The 23484-nt window shown below is 46.6% G+C and carries 15 protein-coding genes; 6 read left to right on the top strand and 9 right to left on the bottom strand.

The features are described 5' to 3' along the window. The 3 genes from BUB19_RS13660 to BUB19_RS13650 are packed head-to-tail and all read left to right on the top strand — an operon-like array spanning window position 1 to window position 6302. Window positions 1–2148, top strand: coding sequence for a hypothetical protein (locus BUB19_RS13660; RefSeq protein WP_073095112.1), 2148 nt, complete (start codon window positions 1–3; stop codon window positions 2146–2148). Then, window positions 2138–4090 (top strand): hypothetical protein, encoded by a 1953-nt coding sequence (locus BUB19_RS13655; RefSeq protein WP_073095111.1) that lies wholly within the window; start codon window positions 2138–2140, stop codon window positions 4088–4090. Before BUB19_RS13660 ends, BUB19_RS13655 begins: the two co-directional genes overlap by 11 nt. After that, on the top strand, window positions 4068–6302 hold the full coding sequence (locus BUB19_RS13650) for a beta-galactosidase trimerization domain-containing protein (protein ID WP_073095110.1): 2235 nt from the start codon (window positions 4068–4070) through the stop codon (window positions 6300–6302). Before BUB19_RS13655 ends, BUB19_RS13650 begins: the two co-directional genes overlap by 23 nt. Window positions 6303–6461: 159 nt before the next feature. Here the strand turns inward: BUB19_RS13650 and BUB19_RS13645 are convergent, their stop codons facing one another. The 3 genes from BUB19_RS13645 to BUB19_RS13635 form a co-directional block, all read right to left on the bottom strand. Continuing rightward, window positions 6462–6836: a response regulator gene (locus BUB19_RS13645; RefSeq protein ID WP_073095109.1), complete on the bottom strand. Its 375-nt coding sequence runs from the start codon at window positions 6834–6836 to the stop codon at window positions 6462–6464. Between the two features lie 225 nt (window positions 6837–7061). Beyond that, window positions 7062–8690, bottom strand: coding sequence for a chaperonin GroEL (gene groL, locus BUB19_RS13640; RefSeq protein ID WP_073095108.1), 1629 nt, complete (start codon window positions 8688–8690; stop codon window positions 7062–7064). 48 nt (window positions 8691–8738) lie between these two features. Further along, window positions 8739–9017: a co-chaperone GroES gene (locus tag BUB19_RS13635; protein ID WP_073095107.1), complete on the bottom strand. Its 279-nt coding sequence runs from the start codon at window positions 9015–9017 to the stop codon at window positions 8739–8741. Window positions 9018–9247: 230 nt separating this feature from the next. Between BUB19_RS13635 and BUB19_RS13630 the strand changes: the two genes are divergently transcribed. Continuing rightward, on the top strand, window positions 9248–9958 hold the full coding sequence (locus tag BUB19_RS13630) for a hypothetical protein (RefSeq protein ID WP_073095106.1): 711 nt from the start codon (window positions 9248–9250) through the stop codon (window positions 9956–9958). Window positions 9959–10019: 61 nt separating this feature from the next. On the opposite strand, the gene BUB19_RS13625 is transcribed toward BUB19_RS13630, so the two are convergent. The 6 genes from BUB19_RS13625 to miaB form a co-directional block, all read right to left on the bottom strand. Further along, a complete protein-coding gene (locus BUB19_RS13625; RefSeq protein WP_073095105.1) occupies window positions 10020–11003 on the bottom strand; it encodes a sterol desaturase family protein in 984 nt (327 codons plus the stop codon). Window positions 11004–11162: 159 nt separating this feature from the next. Next, entirely contained in the window at window positions 11163–11531 is a 369-nt protein-coding gene (secG, locus tag BUB19_RS13620; RefSeq protein ID WP_073095104.1) for a preprotein translocase subunit SecG, read from the bottom strand. 12 nt (window positions 11532–11543) lie between these two features. Next, complete coding sequence (locus BUB19_RS13615) at window positions 11544–12419, bottom strand: hypothetical protein (protein WP_084097282.1); 876 nt, start codon at window positions 12417–12419, stop codon at window positions 11544–11546. A gap of 35 nt (window positions 12420–12454) precedes the next feature. Then, window positions 12455–12991 (bottom strand): LptE family protein, encoded by a 537-nt coding sequence (locus tag BUB19_RS13610; protein WP_073095103.1) that lies wholly within the window; start codon window positions 12989–12991, stop codon window positions 12455–12457. Beyond that, window positions 12978–14285 carry a sigma-54 interaction domain-containing protein gene (locus BUB19_RS13605; RefSeq protein ID WP_073095102.1) on the bottom strand — a complete coding sequence of 436 codons (1308 nt, stop codon included), beginning with the start codon at window positions 14283–14285 and terminating at the stop codon, window positions 12978–12980. Before BUB19_RS13605 ends, BUB19_RS13610 begins: the two co-directional genes overlap by 14 nt. A gap of 16 nt (window positions 14286–14301) precedes the next feature. After that, complete coding sequence (gene miaB, locus BUB19_RS13600) at window positions 14302–15762, bottom strand: tRNA (N6-isopentenyl adenosine(37)-C2)-methylthiotransferase MiaB (protein ID WP_073095101.1); 1461 nt, start codon at window positions 15760–15762, stop codon at window positions 14302–14304. Between the two features lie 387 nt (window positions 15763–16149). Between miaB and BUB19_RS13590 the strand changes: the two genes are divergently transcribed. Both BUB19_RS13590 and tamL read left to right on the top strand, forming a co-directional pair. Continuing rightward, entirely contained in the window at window positions 16150–21165 is a 5016-nt protein-coding gene (locus BUB19_RS13590; protein ID WP_073095099.1) for a translocation/assembly module TamB domain-containing protein, read from the top strand. Beyond that, entirely contained in the window at window positions 21146–23482 is a 2337-nt protein-coding gene (gene tamL, locus BUB19_RS13585; protein ID WP_084097280.1) for a translocation and assembly module lipoprotein TamL, read from the top strand. Before BUB19_RS13590 ends, tamL begins: the two co-directional genes overlap by 20 nt. Window positions 23483–23484: the final 2 nt, after the last annotated feature.

The following is a 23484-nucleotide window of genomic DNA, read 5'->3' as shown; positions in this document are numbered from 1 at the left end:
ATGGAAAATGGTACAAAAGAAAGGGTTGCTCGCAGCCTTTTCTTTTGCTTTTTATGGATGATGCTTTCTGTCGAAGCGGGCAGTGCACAGCAGCTTTGGGAATTGGATAGTTATCCTGATGAGTCCGGGTTTCAGAAACGATCAGCGGGTATGGTACAGCAGCTTGCGAAAGAACCTTTCGGGCAGCGTTCGCAGGGTACGGCTACCTGTCCGGATACCGGTCTTCCTTTTAAAACCTGGGCATTGGAGGGAGAAACGGTATATTCGCCTTATACCGGTAGGGCATTGACGCAAGGACCTACCGGGTACTTTGGCCCGAAGGAAAGAGCCGGGGACGGACAGATTGGGCGCTTTGGAGGAGATGCGCTGAAAAAGGACCTGATTCCTGCCATAGCTCGTCTGTTGACAACACCGGGTGATGACCTTACCAAAGCATGGCTGTCCATACCAGGAAACCTTCAGCAACAATACCATTTCGCCGCAAAAAACTGGGCCAGGTTCTATCCCCTGCTGGGGCATTACATGGCACCCGACTGGCACAAAAAATTCCAGCATGCAGTTGCCTCCTATGCTGCCAACGACAGACCATCGGATGGATACAGAAAATATGCACCACTTTCTACCCCTCATAATCTGGTGGGAGAGCCGGGAGAACTTTTGGGAGGTAATCCGAAGGATGGAGGTACTGAAAATCATAAAATCATGTGGAGGACTGCTGCATGGCTTTATGCCCAACACTTTCCGGATTCCGCATTGATTTCGGGCTGGCCGGTTCAGGAAGTAGATTCCCTGATGGAGATGCACTTCCGGACATTTTATCAGAAGCTTTTGGAAACTGGAAATGGAGAATACGATGCCGAAATCTATTATCCCCACAGTCTGGAAGCCCTGATGAATGTTTATGATTTTGCCAGGAATAATACTTCAAAAGAACTGGCTAAAGGGATTCTGGATTATTTCCTGGCAACCGTTGCCCTAAAAGCCTATGATGGAGCAATCGCGGGTGCCCAGAAAAGGGCTCCCCAGCCGATGAATGCAGGTGGTGAACTGAGTAGTATGCTTCACCTCTGGTTTGGAAACACCCAGCCTCCCGCGCATAAACCATCGGTCCATCAACTTACCAGTGGATACCGGCCTGCAAAATTTATTTGGGACCTGTACCACAAACGGTTTCCCCTTCCCTTTGTCCTGAAGGTATCCAGACCCAGTTATCATCTTGACCGGTCTGATTTCGGGCAGGAATATTTCTATGGAAGCCGCAGCTTTGGAATAGGGAGTATTTCACAGACCAAACTCGATAATCCCAATCAACAAGTGCTGTGGTCTCTTGTAATTAAGACCGATAAAGGGCCAAAAACGATTGGGGGCGGCCAACCCTATCATTTGGGTCCGACAGGGCATAGTCCCTACACCCAAACCATACAACATAAAAGTACGCTACTGGTCGCTGCTGCTCCTACCGGTGAGGTTCCTCAAAATCCCTCGGACGAATACTCTTCCAGGGCTTCAATCGGTGCCAGACCACTGGTGGCGCTGCCTGTACCGGAGCTGGACGATGTATCCACACTCGCGGACTGGTGGGAGAAGGCCAGATTACAGGCTGCCTGCTGGCTTTTTATTCCCAGGGGAGGTGTTGACATCATCGAACGGGACCATAAAATTATGCTGAAAACCGGTCAGACCTTCCTGGGCATCGTCCCTTTTTCCCAATCCTACTACCTGCTCAGTACTCCTGAACATCTGGAACTGAGCGGCAAATCAAAAATACTGGAGCAATACCATGTCCTAGTAGTTGCGGACAGTTTTTCAGGTTACGCCTTGGAAGTGTATGAAAAATCAGATTTTGGTTCCTTTGCGGAATTTGCTGACAGATTTGCAAGCAGAAGTACTATCCGCAAGGATCCGAAAACAAAAATGTTGGATTACCATAACCTCAAGGGTGATCGGCTGCAGATGTACTACAATGACCTTGGCTTGAGGCCTGAGGGAAAAATAAACGGTAAAGCCCTGGATTTTGACCACTGGAACCCAGCTGGAGGCTACACCTCTCCGGTACTGAATACCGGAGACGGTGCTTTGTCAATTGAGATGAATGGTGACTCTTTCCGGGTAAACATGAATGAAAAAAATATAGTCTATGAAAAATAAACCCTACCCAAATCGGGTGAATGCTTCTGTGCTTTTTTGTTGCATCTTGTGTGTTGGTCTTTGTGTATTCCGCACTTCATCTGCTCAGGCTCAGGACAATAGCCTGGATTGGTTGATCAGCACTGCTAAATTGGAGGGTAAAACTGCCACTGGTATACATCCCAGGGGTTTGATTTTGCCGGATGAGTTACCATTGATCCGTGAAAAAATGCAATCAGAGGCCTATCAGGTGCAACTGGAAGAGTGGATGCAGCGGGAAAGCGACCTGAGCAGTGAAATACAGTCGCTATCGTCCTTCGACGCGAGGAAAGCAGCGGAGCTGGCAGCGCTACAAGCTTTGCTTTATGTGTTGACCGGGCAGGATAGCTGGGCCAGGGAAGCTTTGCAGCAATTGGAGCAGGTTTTTGAAGACAAAGTAATTTTTGACAATCCGGTAGCCCGGGGGCTTACCAAGGCTGCGGTGCTGCGATCAATGGCCATCACCTACGATTTTTGCTATCCGGCCTGGGAGCAGCAGGACAGGAACCTTGTCAACCGGCAACTGTACAAAACCATGTATACCACCCAGGCCAGCATGGGATTCGAGGCCAATTACAGCCTGGTCAGTAACTGGATGGGAGTAAGGTGGGGGGCCGTACTTTTTGCTGCCCTGGTCTGGGATAATCCTGATCCGGATTCACGCTCCATTGCCGACCCACTGATCTGGGATGCTTCCAAAAGGCTGATTGATCACCTGAATGAAAACATATACGCTCAGGGCTGGAATGCAGAGAGTATCGGATACCATATCTACAACTGGTCATTTATTGGTCCTGCCCTGATTGCATTTCAAAACAGGCAAGGGAGGGATTATCCCGTATTAGACACCTTTGCTCCTCAGGCCATACATTCCCTGAAGGCAATGGCTTCTTCCATGGTAAATATTCCGGTTAGAGATGGCATCAAAGGGGTCAAACCTGATCTTTCGGATGACAATCTCAATATCGGTGATGGATTGCTGGCCATGGGGCTGAGGCTTTATCCGAATGCCCAACTTCCGGCCATCAAATGGATGCATGACTACCTGGGAGAAAAATCACTATACAGTGTATTGTATGATAGGGGAAACCTGAAGTCCGAAAATCCGGAAAACATGGATTGGTTAAACCATGCCGATACCACACAGGGGCTGCTGGTTTTCAGGAAATCCTTTGAGGGTCCTGAGGATATTGTAGCCCTGTTTAATGTTTCCCAAAAAAGAATAGCCGGTCATAAGGGCCCTGACGTGAACACTTTCAGAATTATTGGCGGCGGAGTGCCCCTGGCAATCGGAGCAGGTAGGACAGGATTGGTGGCTGGTCAAACCAATCTTTTTACAAAAAGGCCTGGTGAAAGTGAGAAAGGGGACAATAGTGCAGGAAAACTTGTGGACTTTGCCTTTGAGGGGCAGGGATCGGGTCATGCGCTGGGTAGCGGCAGCAGCATGGGTGTAGAGGAGCATCTTAGAAAATTTACTGTGGCCTATGACGAGGAGAGCGGGGCAGAGGCTGTGTTTTTGGTAGAGGATTATTCAGTCAATGGAAGGATATGGCGATTGAATACCCCTGAATTTAACCAGGTCACCTTGTTGGAAGACGGGTTTTTGATCCAAACACCCACAGGATTTACCCTTCAGACCAAAGTCCTGCATACCGCTAAACCGTTATCCCTTGCTAAAACCAGCATTCGGTATGGGGGCAATACCAGCCGTTTGAACCCGGGCATTCTCTGGCAGGGACAAGCCTATTCCCACAGCACAGCCATAGACATCCCCATCGCCGGCAACAGCAAAGTCCTCCTGGTATTGCAGGCACCCGGTAGACAACAGCCCAGGGTGATAAGCACTGAAACGAACGTCCAGGTAGGGTCCCTTGAAATTCCATTATTTAATCCCAAACTCAATGAGAACACCGTACAACCTTAGTTTTCCACCGCTCATACTGTGGCTGCTGACCCTGGTTCAGCTTCTTGTAATTTTACCTGCTATCGCTCAGGAAGAGCATGATTTTTTGCATGAGCTTTATGACAAAAGAAACGACTCACCCATGCAGCGGAAATTCAGAAAGATCGCCCCGGTTCCTGCAGGAGTGGTGTACATACAGCGACCCGGTGAGGGAGAGAAGGAGATACGCGAGCATTTCAGAAAGATGAAAGACCTCGGATTTACCAACCTGAAGCAGATCATGACCCTGCCGGATTGGAATCATGAAGAAATCCAGTTGATCGCTTTGGAAGAAGGATTGATACCCTGGTGGTATGGTGAAGGTGGCTGGGAACCCATTACCGATGAGTTGCTGAAAAATCTGGATATTGAGCAAGATTTACCCCTGGACGAGATCCGGTCGCATCCGGAGATGATTGCTTACCAAATGGAGGTGTTGAAGGGGCGGATAAAAACCTATGGGGCCCATTACAGGAAAACTGGAAGCAGGGAGGCTTTTCGTGGTTCCAGTTCGGCCTATGATCCCATCGTGGGGGAGCGGGGTTTGGATTTAAGCGAAGCAGGCAAAAAGTTATTTGCAGGCTGGGCCAAAGAGAATTATAAAACCATTGAGCGGTTAAACCATGCCTATAACCAGCACCATCATGGACTGGCTGCCGGCGGCAAAGCTTTTGAATCCTGGGATGATTTTGAAAGGAGATGGGAAAACCATAACCACAGGGAATTGCGCATCATCCGGGACATGCTCAGGTTTAAGGCCGATTATGGGGTTCAAACCCTGGAGCAGAGGGTCCGGGAATTTCACGCCATAGATCCGGATGCTCCCTACCGGGCAGGAGGCGAACTGGGCCTTTTCAGGCCCCATGCTTATTTTGGGGTTAATTTTCCTGGTATTGCCGATGCCATGAGGCATGCTGGTTCCTTTTATCCTTCCATACACTTCACCTGGCATTTTGATCAGGTACGTGATGAGCTGGGTCCAATGGTATATGTACAGGCGAGCTACATCAACGATATGTTTAAAGGTGGCTGGACTGGTGGTTGGGAGACTACCGGGGGTCCCCAGCAATTTGGCGGTGAGAAGTTTGGTCAGAACAATAAGGGATTTACCGTAGATGCGCCGGAGATGGAGCAATTTACGCTCAGCATGCTGGCGGCCGGATTTAAGGGTTGGGGCCTGTGGAGTTGGTCTGTAAGAACTGCCGGAGCAGAGGTGGGTGAATATGCCCTTCTGGATCATCACAACGAAATCACCGAAAGGGCCATTGCAGTAGGTAAAATTGCCCGGGCCATGCAAAAATTCCGGGATGAGATCTGGTCCCTTCACAAAGAACCCCAGGTAGGCATACTGTTTGACTGGGACAATGAGGCGATTTGGACGGCACTTTCCATAAAAGGACAGGATAGTCTGAGGTACCGGCCTATGGAAGCCAGGGTGGGGCTCAGCAGGGCACTCATCAATAAGGACATTCCTTTTGAATTTGTCAATCCGGAGGATATCAGGGAAGGCCTTGCCGGCAGGTATCCGATCCTTTATTTGCCGGCTGTTCTGGCACTGAATCAGGAACTGCTTCCCCTGCTGGAGCAGTACGTTCATGAAGGTGGCAGACTGGTCATGGATATGCCAGGCGCATGGATGGATACCTATTCTGCCCTATTTCCCAGAGGCTCCGATTCTCCCTTTGCAAAGTTATTTGGCACTGTGCTCAGAGAATACCAGTATTCGGGGATCAATAGGAATTGGAAAATAGACGGGCGGGAACTTACAGGTTCAATAGCAGACCTGCGGGTGGAGGGAGCCAAAGTGTTGAAATATTTTGACAATGGCAAACCAGCGGTAACACAGATGAAAAAAGGCAGGGGAGAGGCGCTCATTATCGGCTTTGAAGCAAGCCGGTCCTGCTTCAACAGAGGTAATTTTCCGGCAGAAGATTTTCTCAGCGGCTTACTCACAGCGTTGGGGGCTGTACCAACAATCTCTACCGATCAGGCTATAGTTTACAGGCTGGCCGGACCGGAAGTAGACCACTATTTTTTGATGAATGAAGAGGGTTCATCTGTAGCCTGCCAATTGGAGATCAAAGGGATAAAATACACCCGCATGGAAGATGCTGTATCGGGTGAAATATTGGATTTAGGTCGTCCAGTGCTGTTGGAAGCACATGGTGCCAGATGGCTTCGTTTGATAAAGTAGCCGCTTTCTGTCCATCAGTATAAGGGCCAATGCGCGGGAATTCGGTATTTCAAACTGTATCCGGGTAGGGTAGGATACCTGTATATTCGCTAATATAGTTTGAGGAGGCTTTCAGTTCTTAATGGCCTGCACCAGGCTTTATTTGGTTGAAAAAATTGATCAAATAAACGTTTCGAGCTTTTCGTGGGTAAGTGGTTTTTCGATAAACCCACTTACAAACGGAAACTCTTTGGATTTCTGCCGGTCCTGGAAGTCAATGGAGCTGGAAAGCATGATGATCCTGTCGTTTCGCTGGTTTTCAAGCTCCACGTACTGACTTAAAAAATCCCAGCCATTCATGACGGGCATATTGATATCGACCAGGATCAATACTTTTTTCTCCAGATCGGGGTTCTTTAAATATTCGAGGGCCTGCTCTGCTTCTAAAAATTCAATGGTTTTTGGGGTTAAATTTAACTTGTTGATCAACCGTTTATTGATTAAATTATTAATAGGGTCATCATCAATTAAAACAATTAAATCGAAAGGGTACATTGACTTTTTAAATAATATCTTATCTCTCCTATCACACACTATTTCCAGAAATTTAACACTATAATTCCAGTATTAAAATATTCTCCCCATTTTTTGCAATAATCACTGTAAGCGAAATCAAGCTATACTTGATCAAAATACTTGTATATGATGGAGGCTAAAAATAAAAAAGAGGGAGAAGCTTTAAAAACTTTCCCTCTTTTTTTATCTTTCTTTTGAAATGGATTACATCATTCCACCCATTCCTCCGCCACCCATTGGTGGAGCGGCAGGGGCTTCTTCTTTGATGTCTGCCACCACACATTCGGTAGTCAACAGCAGGGCAGCAATAGAGGCTGCGTTTTCAAGAGCAAGTCTGGTCACTTTGGTAGGATCGATTACACCAGCACCAAACAGGTCTTCAAATTTATCTGTTCTGGCATTGTATCCATAATCACCTTTGGAGTCCCGGATTTTGTTGATGACGACAGATCCTTCGCCACCGGAGTTGGAAACGATGGTTCTGAGAGGGGATTCTACCGCTTGCTTGATGATATTTATACCGGTGTCTTCATCCTCATTTGCACCTTTGAGTTTTTCCAAAGCAGATGCGGCACGGATAAGCGCTACACCACCGCCTACGACTACACCTTCCTGTACCGCTGCGCGGGTTGCATGCAGGGCATCATCCACACGGTCTTTTTTCTCTTTCATCTCCACTTCGGTAGCTGCACCGATGTACAGGATAGCTACGCCTCCGGAAAGCTTAGCAAGCCTTTCCTGAAGTTTTTCGCGATCGTAATCGGATGTGGTTTTCTCAATCTGGCTCTTGATCTCGTTGATTCGGCCTTCAATAGCTGATTTCTCGCCTGCACCGTTTACGATGGTAGTGTTGTCCTTATCGATGTTGATTTTCTCGGCAGAACCCAGATAATCGATGGTAACATTCTCAAGCTTGTACCCCCTCTCTTCTGATATCACGGTACCTCCGGTGAGGGTAGCGATGTCTTCGAGCATGGCTTTTCTGCGGTCACCAAAGCCAGGAGCTTTTACAGCAGCCACTTTCAGTGCACCCCTGATTTTATTAACGACCAGTGTGGCCAGTGCCTCACCGTCTACGTCTTCTGCAATGATCAACAAAGGTCTTCCGGATTGGGCAACTGGCTCCAATACCGGTAGCAATTCTTTCATCGCCGAGATCTTCTTGTCATAGATAAGAATGTAAGGATTCTCTAATTCGGCCTCCATCTTCTCCGTATTGGTAGTAAAATAGGGTGAGAGATAGCCTCTGTCAAACTGCATACCTTCTACAGTTTTGACTTCAGTTTCGGTTCCTTTAGCTTCTTCTACTGTGATCACACCATCTTTGCCTACTTTCTCCATGGCATCTGCGATCATCTTACCGATCTCTTCGTCATTGTTTGCAGAAATGGTTCCTACCTGAGCGATTTCCTTGGAAGTAGAGATTTGCTTAGAAGCCTTTCTCAGTTCTTCTACCACAGAGCTTACTGCTTTGTCTATGCCCCTTTTCAGGTCCATTGGATTGGCACCGGCAGCCACGTTTTTGATACCAACAGAAAAAATGGATTGCGTCAGTACGGTGGCAGTGGTAGTTCCGTCTCCGGCATCATCAGCAGTTTTGGAAGCAACTTCTTTTACCAGTTGAGCGCCCATATTTTCGATCGCATCTTCCAGTTCAATTTCTTTCGCGACGGTGACCCCATCCTTGGTGATAGTAGGAGCACCGAATTTTTTGTCCAGAATGACATTTCTACCCTTTGGACCTAATGTTACTTTTACTGCATCTGCAAGTGCGTCAACTCCTTTTTTCAGACGGTCTCTTGCATCGGTATTGAAAAATAATTCCTTAGCCATTTTTTAAAGTTTTTTCGTTTGAATTAATTAAACTTGATTAAAGGATACTTACAGGATAGCGAATATGTCCGCCTCTCTCATGATCAGATAATCAGCGCCCTCCACAGATAGTTCGGTACCTGCGTACTTGCCATACAAAACAGTGTCGCCAACTTTAACCGTAAGCGGTTCGTCTTTTTTACCGTTTCCTATAGCCACTACAGTACCTTTCTGTGGTTTTTCTTTGGCAGTGTCAGGGATATAAAGTCCTGAAGCTGTTTTTTCTTCTGCAGCAGCGGGTTCTACCAAAACCCGGTCTGCTAAGGGTTGGATGTTAACTTTAGACATTTTAATTGAGTTATTTTTAAAGTTTGATTTCTGTAATACGGAAAACTTATTTACACTTTCTGTGCCAATTCACCAGCAGATCGCTTTCCTGACAGAAAGTCCTGATTCTGACTCCAACCTGACAGGCCGCCGGGCAGGCAGATTTTCTTACTCTGTCAATTTTGCTGAATGGTATTGCATGCCATGCCACATTTTCGTATTTTCTGTCTTTATTTTAAAAGCTTTGACCTATGGAAAAATTATCGGAAAACTGGATTTCGGAAGGCTGGATCGACTTTGAGTACAAGAAATACCTATTGCTTGCCTATCTTAAGGGCGTGGAGGAAAAATTTAAAGCCGTGAAATTGTATCCGCCATTATCGGAATTGATCGCTCATCACGAAAAGTTAAGTCACCTTGATAAAAACCGACACCAGTTAAAACTAGCATTTCCCAAAAACGTCGAAGGAATTGATTTTGAAAAATTCAAAATTTCCTATAAAAATAAAATGGAAGAAGACGATGTCATGAAGGAGTTGGGAGACATTGTGAGCTTTTCGCTGCCCAGGATCAGGAAGCAGATAGAAGAAGGTAAAAGCATCTATGATTTTATAGAAAGCCACCTGGACATTGAGCCAATAGGCCTTAGCCCCCTCTACCAGAAAGAAGGCTATGCATTATTGGCTTATGCCCATTCCCGGGAGGTTTTTATCTACCGTTATCAGATCAATTTGTTCCAAAACAGCCTGGACAGGTTTCGGGGTATTGCGCTTAAATTCGTGGCAGCCGTCAGGCGGAGCCTCGTACAAACCTATGACAAAATTAAAATGGACCTGATCAGAAAATTCAGGGATCTCCCCAACCCTTCGACCTGGAAAATTGAAACCAGTCAACATGTGCCTTTGGAAGAAAGTCTTGTTCCCGTCAGCAAGCGCCTGTTGCTCCGGCATGTAGAGCCATAAAAAAAGGAAGGGTAACCTTCCTTTTTTTATGGCAATTTCTCTGAGATTCCGGCATTCAATACTAATCCTCTTTTTTCAACAGGGAGTTTTCATTGCTCATCAATACCGGAGTGGGAGCCGGAGAATTGTTGGTCACCACATCGGATGTTGATGCTTCTTTCTCGGCCCTTTCGCGGAGTTCCCGGTTTTTGATCACCTCATCTCCCGGTTTTCCAAACAGGATCTGAAAAACTTCTTTCCTGTTTTTAGCTTTTCTAAGGTCTTTGACGATATCAGACCATTCGTGGAAATTAAGGTATATGGGGTTATAGGAAGTGACGGGTTTGGTGATGCCATAGGTAGGCCTTTCCTTTTCTGCCATAAATGTACCGAAGATCCGATCCCAAATGATAAATGTAGAACCATAATTTTTATCCAGATAATGGGCATCGCTGGCATGATGCACGCGGTGATGAGAAGGAGTGGTGAAGAAAAACTCTATCGGACGCGGCAGTTTTTTAATGTATTCGGTATGGATCCAGAATTGGTACAATACGGCAATCTGGTGACAGATAAAGAACACAAAAGGATCAAAGCCCATAAGCATCACAGGAACAAAAAAGATGATTTTGATGTGCTGTGTCCATCCCAACCTGAAGGAGACTGAGAAATTGTATTTGGAGGAATTGTGATGGGTAATGTGTGTAGCCCACCAGAATCGTTGTTCGTGTGCTACACGGTGGGCCCAATAGCGGGCAAAGTCTATGGCAAAGAAACAGGCGACAAAAGACCATGCTGAAGCCGGAATCTTCCAGGGTACCAGATTCCAGCAAAATAACGCTACTCCAAAGGTAAATACTTTCAACAGCGCACTAATACCTACGTTTACCAGGCCTATCGTCGTGGCGGCCAGAAAATCCTTCTTGTCATAGGTGTCCTTTTTCTGATACAAGCTGATACCCCACTCGACAAAGACGAGAATAAACATGACAGGAGCGGCCCATAGGATGATATTTGGCCAATTGTCTGCCCCGATATCTTCCATTGATAGATGATTTTCAAACATAAATTTTGAATTTGGTGGATATTATTATGGTTGTTAAAACGTTAAATTAATCATAATGTAGCTTTTCTTCAATGTTTTGGGGGTTAAAATAAAAATATCGTAAAATGAAAAAGGCCTGATTAAAATTAAATCAGGCCTTTTTCGTGCTGTAATATGCTTTTACTCAACGGTATCGGGTAAATTTTCCAATTCAGGGTTTTCATCTCCCCCTTCTGCCGGTAAAATCGATTCCTCATCAAAAGAAGGTGTCAAAATCTGACGCTGCGCATTCTCTACATTGGGAGAAGAAAAGCCCGAAGGACTGCTGGTTTGGTGAAATGCCGATGAACCCAGGGAAAGTACCAATATGGCAATAGCCAATACCCAGGTGGCTTTTTCCAATATATTTCCTGTCTTGGTAACGCCCATGATCTGTGAGGCACTCCCGCCAAAAGCGGCTCCAACCCCTCCTTTTGAATTTTGTCCCAGAATGACTAAAATCAATAAAATGGCCAATACAATAATGACACTGATAAGAACTACAAACATTCGACTATATATTTATGCTTTCAACTGCTCAATCTGATCCGCAAAGTAAGTCTTTTTCTGCGGAAACTTCAATATTAATTTTCTATAAATTTCTATGGCCTCAGGTTTTTTGTTTTGCTTGACCAACAACCTGGCAAAGGATTCTGACAGCATGTTGTCGTTTAAAACGGTGCTTTTTTCGGACAAATCGGGCAAATTATTCTCCTGATCCATTTGTTCGGGGGAAAGCCGGATGGGTCGTTCCTGGAAATTGTTGATCATATCCAGTTGCTCCTTTTTTCTTTGATCGGTCTGGGCGAGAGATTCCTTCCGGGCAATCCCCGATACCAGATCTTCCCCGTCATTTTCCGTAGAGGGGCCGGTTTCCTCCTTTTTTTTTTCTTGTCCACCCGGGTGTTCCTGTCCGGAATCCTTTTTTTTGATTCGATTGAGATTTTCTTCCAGGCGCCTCAGGATCTCATCTCTGTTGGGCTTGACAGATCTCTCCGGCTTATCTGTATTTTCCGGGGCATCTCTTTCTCCTGCATCCCAGCTTTGATCAATTTGTTCGCTGATATCCTGTTCCTTTTCTTCTGGTATTGTCTCTTCCGCTACATTCTGTGCTGCATCTGAAGTATCATCGTCTTTTCCGGTAATATCCGGGGATATCATTTCTTCGGTTACCAATGTTTTCAGTCTTTTCCTGTCCGGGCTGAGTACTGCGGCCCAGTGGAGAAGGGTGTTGGATGCAGAACCTGAATGATTCCACTCGTATCTCGCTCCCAGCACCTTTGGGATCAGAAAATAGGGGAATTCCTCCTGAAGCTTCAAGGAATTTTTAAAATCTTCCTTGTCTAATTGCCCGGCCTTCAGGAGCAGGGATATCAATTCTTGGGAGTTCAAAGCCATTCAGATTTTATTATATCCATCAAGATACTCAATTTTTACCAATTAGCCACTGTGGAGGTAAAAACATCTTGTATGATGTTTTCGAATATCACTTCTACCAGTTCGGTCTCTACCTGCAAAAGAGAGGTGGTTCTGGGATCATAATCCTGGAAAAAGGAGTATGGGCGTTTGGAATTTTCCTCTTCATTGTTGAGGTTGACGAAGTCTACCTCAACGCCTATGGTGATGCGCATCTGACCTGCACGGTCCGGTTGGTTGCTGTTTGGGTTTGAGACGGTGGCTTGCGGAGTAATGGTGTATTTGGTGATGGCCCCGGAAAGTTGCAGATCTCCTCCGTTTTGTATCAGTTCCAATTGTGTGTTTCGCTGAAAATAGTCTTTTAACTCCTCTGTAAAGAGTTGACCCATATTTGCAGGACCTCCTCCGGAGTCGTTGAAAAAATTGGCCACAGAAAATGTCTGTGTCACATTGTAATCAATGGTGGTACCCGTAAAACTGTACTCTATTTTGCAGCCTGCGGTAAGCAAAAAAACCAGACATGCCCAGGTAGCCGCAAATTTAGTCGATATCATATTGCTTGATCTTCCGGTAAAGGGTTCGTTCCGATATACCCAAATCCAATGCGGCATATTTGCGTTTGTTCTGGTGTTTTTTTAGCGCTCTGGCGATCAATTCTTTTTCCTTTTTTTCTAAAGATAATGAACTGTCATCCTCTTCGTGAATGATATCTTCAATGATATCCTCTTCGTATTTTTTTGTTTCACTTTTTTCCGGCAATTCCTTCTTGTCGGTCAATGACTCCAGTACCATCGGGAGATTTTTGGGGGGAGCAGGCCTTTCTTCATAAGGCCGGTCAGCATCCACATCTTCAAAGAGATTTTCGTGCTTCTTCATGATACTCCTGTCAAGACCTCCTGAATGATACGATTCCAGAATTAACTTCTTCAATTCATTCATGTCCTTTTTCATGTCGAAAAGAACCTTGTAGAGGATTTCCCTTTCTGAAAAATCAGTAAAACTTTCCTGCTGTCCTTTCTTACCGGGAATAGAGGCGGGCAGGCTACTGGCCTCCTTTGGCAGGTATTGGTCCAATGTTGCAGCTTCGATTTCTCTTTCCTGCTCCAATAACGAAATTTGTTCCGCTAAATTTTTGAGCTGACGTATATTTCCCGGAAAGGGGAAATCCATCAGCAGATTCTTGGCGTCCTCGGTAAGTACCACGGGTTTTACCTGGTATTTTTCTGAAAAATCTGTGGTGAATTTGCGAAATAGCAGCACCATGTCGTCGCCCCGTTGCCGCAGCGGAGGTACAAATATGGGTACCGTGTTTAAACGATAGTAAAGGTCTTCCCTGAACTTCCCTTTCTCTACGGCTTTCAGCAAATTTACATTGGTGGCAGCAATCACCCGTACATCTGTTTTCAGTACTTTCGAAGAACCTACTTTGATAAATTCACCATTTTCAAGCACCCGCAGTAACCTGGCCTGGGTGCCCAATGGCATTTCTCCGATTTCGTCCAGGAAGATAGAACCTCCGTCCGTCACCTCAAAATAACCCTTCCTTGCCTCATGTGCACCGGTAAAGGATCCTTTCTCATGACCAAAAAGTTCGGAATCTATGGTGCCTTCAGGGATCGCACCGCAGTTTATGGCGATAAATTTACCGTGTTTTCTTTTGCTGAGGGCATGGATGATTTTAGAAAAAGACTCCTTTCCGCTTCCGCTCTCTCCGGTGATCAACACAGTCATCTCCGTCGGAGCAGCCTGCATGGCTACCTGTATGGCGTGGTTCAGCAGAGGACTGTTGCCGATAATGCCAAACCGCTGCTTGACACTTAATATTTCTGATTCACTAATGGGGATCATAGACGTAACTCAACTATCAATTAACAAGCTCCCCAAAGAGGGTAGCGGAAGAACAATCGGTGATCTTTACCCTGGCGTAGTCACCGGCTGCCAGCTTTCCGGCGGGAACGATCACCACCTTATTGGCAGAGTTTCTACCCTTCAATTGATCTGCTGATCGCTTGGACTGCCCTTCTATCAATATCTCCTGCACCTGCTCGATATCCATGCGGTTACGTAGCAGGGAAAGTTCGTTCTGCCTGGCGATAATTTCCTGTAGCCTGCGTTTTTTAACGGAAAGAGGGATATCATCAGCATATTTTTTTGCTGCAAGCGTGCCCGGTCTCTCCGAATAGTAAAACATGTATGAAAAATCATACTGAACCAGATCCATAATGCTCAGGGTATCCTGATGCTCGGCTTCAGTTTCTGAACAGAAGCCTGCAATCATATCCGAAGATATGCCACATTCCTCACCTAAAATTTCCCGGATTTTTTGTACCCGCTCCAGATACCATTCCCGGTCATATGTGCGGTTCATGAGTGATAATATTCTGGAGTTGCCGCTTTGTACCGGCAGGTGGATGTATTTGCAGATGTTGTCATGGGCCTTCATGGTGTATAAGACCTCGTCGGTGATATCTTTCGGGTGGGAGGTAGAAAACCTTACCCTCAGACGGGGGTCGATTTCCGCTACCATGGCCAGCAGATCCGCAAAATGAATTACCTCGGTGACAGCTTCTCCTTTTTTATTCAGCCTTGCCTTGTTATTTTCCTCGGGCGACCATTTATAGCTGTCCACATTCTGCCCCAAAAGCGTTACCTCCCTGTATCCTTTTTGGAACAGATCCCGGGCCTCCTTAACTATAGAATGTGGATCCCGGCTCCTTTCTCTGCCTCGGGTAAAGGGCACCACACAGAAAGAGCACATGTTGTCACAACCTCTCATAATGGAAATGAAGGCAGAAACCCCATTAGAGTTTAGACGGACCGGCGAGATATCTGCATAGGTCTCTTCACGGGACAAGAATGTATTTACCCCTTTCATTCCCTCATCTGCCTGCGCGACCAGATTGGGCAGGTCACGGTAGGCATCAGGACCTACCACCAGATCAACCAGCTTCTCTTCTTCCAGCAGTTTGTCTTTCAGACGCTCGGCCATACAGCCCAACACACCAATGGTCAATTCCGGATTTCCTGCTTTTACCTGATTGAACTGACTCAGGCGTTTACGCACCGTTTGTTCTGCTTTGTCCCGGATAGAACAGGTGTTCAGAAAAATAACATCCGCATTGTTGAAATCCGATGTGGTATCAAAACCATTTTTCTTCATGATCGATGCCACAATTTCACTGTCGGAAAAATTCATCTGACAGCCGTAACTCTCAATATATAATTTTTTGATTTGCCCGGTGTTTTCATCCGCAGTGGTTTTAAAATCACAATTTTCCTGCCCCGCTGTACTGATGATATCGATATCCTTGATGATGTTTTCCATTTGCTGATTCTTTCAAAATGCAAATTTAGTAAAATACAGACAGATTGACAGGCTGACAGCTTATTATTATGCATTTTGTCGTAAAATGAGGTTTTACAGGCGCACTGCGAATACCGGTATTTTTAGGTGCTTTTTTTAGCTTCCGGAATGAAAAGGCTCCGGCGGGGACCGGCAGTTTGTGTGGGCACAGTACAGGAAGTATCTCTGGCGCAGGTCCAAATTGCCCGCCAGACAGGTTTTAAAAAGTCAGGTGGCCCAGCTTTGGTATAAAAATTGTCTGTAATTGTCTGAATATATTCGAAAACCCTTAGAGTGGCTGCTCCATCCGCTCTTTTTTTTAGCCATATTTGTAGATTGACTGAGCGGAAGAACATAATAAGGAAAATAATGAAGGTTTTGGGCTGGGTTTTCCTTAGCCTGGCCTTGTTGTTACTTCTGCTGCTGCTTTTTATCCGAAGCCCATTTGGTCAGGACCTTATCGTCAACAGACTGATCAGTTATGTCTCCGGGAAGACCAAAACGGAAGTTTCGGTAGACCGGCTTTTCGTCACCTTCAGGGGGAACCTGTATCTGGAGGAGCTTTATCTGGAAGACATGGAGGGAGACACACTGCTTTACTCCGGCCAATTGGAAACAGGAATAGCACTTTTGCCGTTTTTGAGGACCGGAGAAATCCGAGTTAGCAGATTGGAATGGCAGGGACTCGAAGCCAATGTGCATCGCGATAGTACGGGAAGGTTTAATTTTGGCTTCCTCCTTGATGCTTTCTCTACTCCTGCAAGCGATCAGGATTCCAGTACTGTTGAAGGAACGCCGGGAGGTGGAGGCTTTCCGGAGCTTGCCCTTGGACCGGTTTTATTGAATGATTGGGATGTTCGTTATTCAGATGAACTGTTGGGTTTATCACTAGATCTCAAACTGGGCAGGCTTGAATTACTCACGGAGAAACTGGACCTGAACCGCATGGATTTTCATATCGGTAAAATTCAGTGGGAAAATACCGCAGTGGATTATGTACAGGAAAAGCCCTTGCCGCCGGTGGAGGAAAATGAGACAGAATCAGGTCCCCTCCCTCTGCTGGTGTTGGACGAGCTTTCTTTGAACCATATCGACCTGCATTATATTTCCCATCCCGATGATCTGGATGTACGGGCCAGCCTGGGGTCTTTCGGTTTGCAACTTCCCGAAGCTGATCTTCAAAACCAAAGGGTTCAGATCAAATCACTCTTACTACAAGATACAGAACTGGATTACCAGTATGGTGCACAGCTGCTCCGGGATTCGCCGGAGAAATCTGACCCCGCATCCGAAACCATAGTCTGGCCAGACTGGGAGGTAACTGTAGGATCCATAGATTGGCTGAACAACAACATCAAATACGGACTCAAGGGCAAGCATGCTGCTCAGGACCAGTTTGACCCGGAAGCTCTGGGAATTAGTGAACTTAGTTTACAACTAAACCAGGTGTTTTTGAATGCTGAAGGTGCGGGGGCCTCTCTCGATCAGCTGTCTTTCAGAGAGCGTTCAGGGTTTAATCTGGAAACATTTCAGGTTGATATGGCCGTGGACCCGCTAGCGGCCAGCCTGAAAGATATGGATTTGAAAACCGGGCATAGTCAGGTACAGGGTCAGTTGGTTCTGAGCTATGCGGCGCTTGCTGAGCTGCTCAATACTCCGGATCAGTCTCATTTGGAGCTTAGCCTGGACCGGATCGACATTGGGCTGCGCGATGCGTTTTACTTTTCCCCGGAACTGAGAAAGGATCCCTATATCCGCACACTTGCCAGAAAACAAATAAATACCAGGATCTATGCCAGGGGCGACCTGGAGCAGATCAATATCAATGAAATGTCGGCCAGATGGGGACCCGATACCCGTATCGGTATGACTGGATCGATCCGGTATCCCCTGGACACCGATCAAATTTCCTGGGAGCTGGATACTTTAAATTTTATTTCCGCCCGGAAAGATGTAAACAGATTTGTCCGCGAGGATAGCCTGGGACTTCGGTATCCGGAATCAGTCTCCCTGGCACTAAAAAGCAGTGGAAATCTGGATTCTTTTGATATTCAGTCCTCTGCACAGGGTTACGGTGCTGATTTAATGCTGCAAGGGAGGGTGACATCTGCCGGGCAGGGGTTTGTGTACGACCTGGAGGTCTCACTCAGCAAGGCCCCTCTGGGGGAGATCCTTGGTTTGCCGGATTTTGGTAGTTTGGGATTTGAACTTGAGGCCAGTGGCAATACGGGCCCTCCTGAACTCCTTGAACTGGATCTACAAACGCGGCTAACAAAATTTGAATGGAAGGGTCACGATTATCAGGACTTGACGCTTCAGGCTGTGTTTTCCGACGGGCGGGGTAATGTCAACCTCCGGCACCAGGATGAATTGCTGGATTTCGAACTGACCGCAGATACCGAATTGACGCCTGAAACCGTGCTGGCAGATCTAAATCTGGATTTGAAAGGCGCTGATTTCTACCGCTTGAATATCAGCCCGGATAACTTGCGCGGGAGCATGGAATTTACTGCCCATTGGGAGGGCAATGCGACTGCATTCAGCATGGATGCGCATATAGATAACGGTACAGTGGTACTGGAAGAACAGGCATATCCTCTCGGAACCTGGGATATGGGCCTGAAGGTGATGCCGGATACAACGGATTTTAGCATAGAAAGCAATATCTTGAAGGGTCAGTTACAGGCCAACGCTGATCCTGGCGCCGTAATGGATGGCATTGTAAGACACTTTAACCAGCACTTGGAAACGCCCCGGGATTCAGGGGCCACGGGCACTCAGGAGGACAGCCTGAATAGGGTTGCGGTAAATCTGAATATGAATATCGTACCTGGATTGCTGTTGGATCAGGTGTTGTTACCTGAGCTCGAAAGTATGGATAGTGGCTCGGTCGTTTTACATTTTGATGAAAGAAGGGCAGTTCTGGAGGGCAGTGTAGATTTTCCCTATCTGTCCTATGCAGGGATTGTCGTGGACAGTCTTGGGTTAAGGGTGAATAGCAATGCGGAGGACTTTGACTTTGCATTCGGGCTGCTCGGTCTTGAGAGCGGACCCTTAGCACTCGGGGCTACCTATTTTACCGGCAAGGTACTTGAAAAGCAGTTGTACCTGGATTTCAATGCCCTGGATGGAGAAGATGTCCTCGCGCATGTAGCATTTGACCTGGGTCTTGCCGCCGATTCACTGAAACTGCATGTCAATCCCGATAGTTTGATTTTCAACAAAAAGACCTGGACTGTACCGGAATCCAACGAAATGTGGTTTTCAGATTCCAGCCTGGTGTTCAGGGATTTTTCTTTCACCAGGGAAAGCCAAAACCTGTCTTTTTACAATGAGCCGGAAGGAAACACTGTTGGCTTAAATTTTGAAAATTTCCGGCTGGCCACTTTTACGAGTTTACTGAATCCTGACGAGACGCTGGCTTCCGGCATGGTAAATGGCGAGTTTATTCTGGAGAACCCATTTGGTGCTACCGGTTTTCTTGCGGGAATCACCGTTACAGATCTGAACGTACTTCAGGTACCTCTGGGCAACCTTGCGCTAGATGCGTCGAGTGGAGCAGAGCAAAGGGATTATGATTTTGATTTGTCCCTCAGCGAGCGGGGCATTGACCTGGAATTCACTGGGGACTATCAGGCAGACACTGCAGGTGCTTTACTGAACCTGAGCCTTGACCTGAATAAGCTGGAAATGGCAGTGATCGAAGGTTTGAGCCAGGGAGCAGTGAGCGGTGCTGAGGGCTTTTTGTCCGGATCATTTTCGGTCAATGGAAATATAAACTCACCCCAGTATCAAGGCAGATTGAAGTTTAACAATACTGCATTTAACCCAACGGCGCTCAATGCAGTTTTTAAGCTCAACAATGAAGAAATTACCTTGGACAACCAGGGAGTCTACCTGGATCAACTGACCATTTTTGATGCCGATGGCAATGAGTTTTCGCTGGATGGGCGCGTCCTGACAGAGAACCTGACCAACCCCGGATTTGATCTCGATCTGAGTGCAGAGAATTTCAGATTCCTGAATTCTACCGCGGAAGACAATGACCTTTTCTATGGAGATGCTATCATCGGAGCGGAGGTGTCGATAGGTGGAGATCTAAACCTGCCGGAAGTCTCCGCTGACCTGACAGTGGAAAATGGTACCAATTTGACCTTCGTGGTGCCGGAAACCCAACTGGATGTAGTTGAAAGGGAGGGAGTGGTGAACTATGTCAATCGCCAGAATCCCGACGATATCCTTACCAAAAGCCTAGAAGAAACCAGCAATACTGGTTTTTCGGGCTATCAGGTATCCGCATTGCTCCAGGTGTCGCCAGAAGCCAAATTCAATGTGGTGATTGACCCCAGATCCGGGGACAACCTGATGGTGGAGGGAGCAGCGGATCTGCGACTGGATCTGGACCCTAACGGCAGGATAAATTTGACGGGAATTTATGAGTTGTCGGCGGGGCACTACGAGTTGAGTTTATACAGTCTGGTAAACCGAAGGTTTGAAATACGGGGAGGTAGCACCATCACCTGGGCAGGAGATCCTTTGGATGCGTCCATGGACATCACAGCAATCTACAATATCAAGACCTCTGCGGTAGACCTGATGACAGCCACTGCAGCCGGAGGGAGCCGTGAAAATATGATGCAGTACCGTCAGCAATTACCGTTTATAGTTTATTTAAATATACAGGGAGAAATGCTGAGACCATTGATCTCCTTTACCCTCGACATGCCAGAAGATGAGAAAGGCGCTCTGGGAGGCAGCGTATATGCTCAGGTACAACAGCTAAACAGTCAGGAAGGGGAATTGAACCGGCAGGTTTTTTCTCTCCTGGTACTGAACCGTTTTTTTCCAAGTGGTGCCAATACCGGTGGGGGAGGAGCTACTGCCATGGCCAAATCCAGCGTAAGCCAATTGTTGTCAAGTGAGTTGAATTCCTTTACGGAAAATGCACTCGGGGGTACCGGATTTGAGCTGGACGTCGATCTGGACAGTTTTCAGGACTATCAGGGAGAATCCCCCCAGTCGCGGACTCAGCTAAATCTGAATGCAAGAAAACGATTTCTGGATGACAGACTGATCGTTCAGGTGGGGAGCCAAATAGATATTGAAGGCAGTTCCCGGGAAAGAGGAGCTGAAAATGCGCTTCTTGGGAATGTGAGCATCGAATACCTGCTTACCGAAAACGGGCGCTACCGCATAAGGGGGTTCCGCAAGAATCAATTTGAGAGTTTTATTGACGGACAACTGGTCGTAACTGGATTCTCTGCCATTTTCAATCGGGAGTTCAACCATTTTGATGAGCTGTGGCGAGGAATAGAAACCAGAAGAAATGAAAAAGATCCACTAGAAGATTCAATCCAGAAGACGGATGAAAATCAGGAAAAATAACTATTACGAGAAGTGCATTGCAAGGCAATCGTGTTTTGGAAAAATTGGATTTTTCCTGAGCTTGCTGATCCTGTCATCCTGCAATGTGACCCGTTATATACCGGAAGACGAGTTGCTTTATACCGGTGCCAATCTGCAGGTGAGCGAGGAGGTGCCGGTAAGGCGGATCAAAGAAGTGAGAGAGGAATTACAAAGCCTGACCAGGCCGAAACCAAACAGCAAGATTTTGGGTCAGTACCTGGGATTGTGGGCATATTACAAAATGCAGCGCGAAAATCCGGGGTTTATCAATCGGTTCATCTTTAAAAAAATAGGAGAGGAGCCAGTTTATCTCAGCCAGGTGGATGCAGAGAAGACAGAGGAATTGATGGCAAACAGGTTGGAGAATAACGGGTTCTTTTTCCCTGAAATCAGCTCCTCCTTCAGGAGAAAGCAGAAAAAAGGAGATGTCAGCTACCAGGTAAGTCTGGATGCTCCCTATACCCTCAAGACTTACCAATATGAAAGGGATAGCCTGCCCATAGACAAGGACATCAGGGATTTGCTTTCCTCCACGCAGATAAAAGCGGGAGACCGTTTTCAGTTGTCAGGTTTTAAAGCTGAGCGTGAACGCCTGAACACTGAGTTGAAAAAAAGAGGCTACTACAATTTTAATCCCGATTTTCTGATTTTCGATGCCGATACCAATCAGTACGATAGCCGTGAATTCGACTTGTTTCTGAGGCTAAAACAGAATGTGCCACAGGAAGGTATTTTACCCTATCAAATCAGGAGCATACAGGTTTTGCCCAACTATTCTCTGGATGAGTACGGGGAAAATTCAGATACTACCGAAGTAGACGGGGTTCAGTTTATTCAGGACGAGCTCTCGTTTAAGCCTGATTTACTGAGACAATATATCCTGATTGAGAAAGGAGCGTTATTCGATGCATCCCAATCCAGACTGACCAGCAACCGCCTGTCTGGTATAGGGAACTTCCGCTTTGTAAATGTCAGGTACAATCAGGTAGAGGATACAACCACAGACGGGAAGGGTTACCTTGACGCACGCATCCAATTATCTCCACTGGACAAACGTTCGCTGAGGGCAGAACTGCAGGGGGTCTCCAAATCGAATAATTTTGCCGGTCCTGCGCTCTTGCTGAATTACAGAAACAGGAATTTATTTTTCGGGGGAGAAACATTTAACTTGACCGGCAAAGTGGCTTATGAAAGTCAGATAGCCTCGGGAGAAAGGGAAGGGTTGAATGCATTTGAGCTGGGATTGAAAGGAGACCTGATCTTCCCAAGGGTAGTTTTTCCCATCACCATCAAGGAACGTTTTGCCTATTCCGTACCCAAGACGAAAATCAGCCTTGGTACGGAGTACCAGGATCGGAGGGGCCTCTACAGGCTCAATTCCGTGTCCGCGACCTACGGTTATTTCTGGAATGCAAACCGTTTTGTGTACCATGAGATTACTCCGGTGAGCATTAACTTCGTCAACCTTTCCAGGACTTCGCCGGAATTTGATGAGATTTTAAATGCCAACCCTTTTCTGAGGCAAAGTTTCGAGCAGCAATTTATTGCCGGAATTACCTATAACTTTGCGTTTAACAAATTGATGGATAAATACAGGACGCATAGCATATACTTTGGTGCCAATCTGGATCTGGCGGGGGCGGGGCTGAGGTTTTTAAATGAGGCGTTGAATGGGAAAAATCCGAATACCTTTTTAGGTTTTAATTATGCCCAATACAATAAAGCCGATATTGATTTTCGATATTACTGGCGCTTTACCGAGGAGCGGCTACTTGCTGCCAGACTGTTCGGAGGCCTGGGATTGCCCTATGGCAACTCCGTCTCCCTGCCCTTTGTCAAGCAGTTTTTTTCAGGTGGGCCGAATAGCATCCGTGCATTTCGCATACGATCTCTCGGACCTGGCTCTTTTCGTCCGGATGGAGCGAGTACCGCAAGCTTTTTTGATCAGGCTGGAGACATCCGGCTGGAAGGGAACCTGGAATTTAGGTTTCCCCTGGTTCCATATCTCAAAGGTGCAGTCTTCCTGGATGCAGGAAATGTGTGGCTGGTGAATGAAAATGAAGCTCTTCCGGGTGGAAAAATCGGAAAGGATTGGTTTAAAGAATTGGGCGTTGGCACTGGAATAGGATTAAGAGTAGATATAGAGTTTTTTGTATTGCGGTTCGATCTGGCCACGCCTCTCCGAAGACCCTATCTACCGGAAACTCAGCGATGGGAGAAAGATTTCAATATTACCGATAGCGAGTGGAGAAGGGATAACCTCATTTTCAATTTCGCCATTGGCTATCCCTTTTAAGG

The sequence above is a fragment of the Cyclobacterium lianum genome (assembly GCF_900143075.1).
GTDB lineage: Bacteria > Bacteroidota > Bacteroidia > Cytophagales > Cyclobacteriaceae > Cyclobacterium > Cyclobacterium lianum.
The sequence above is the reverse complement of the archived record's forward strand: the minus strand, read 5'-3'. Positions and strand labels throughout refer to the sequence as shown.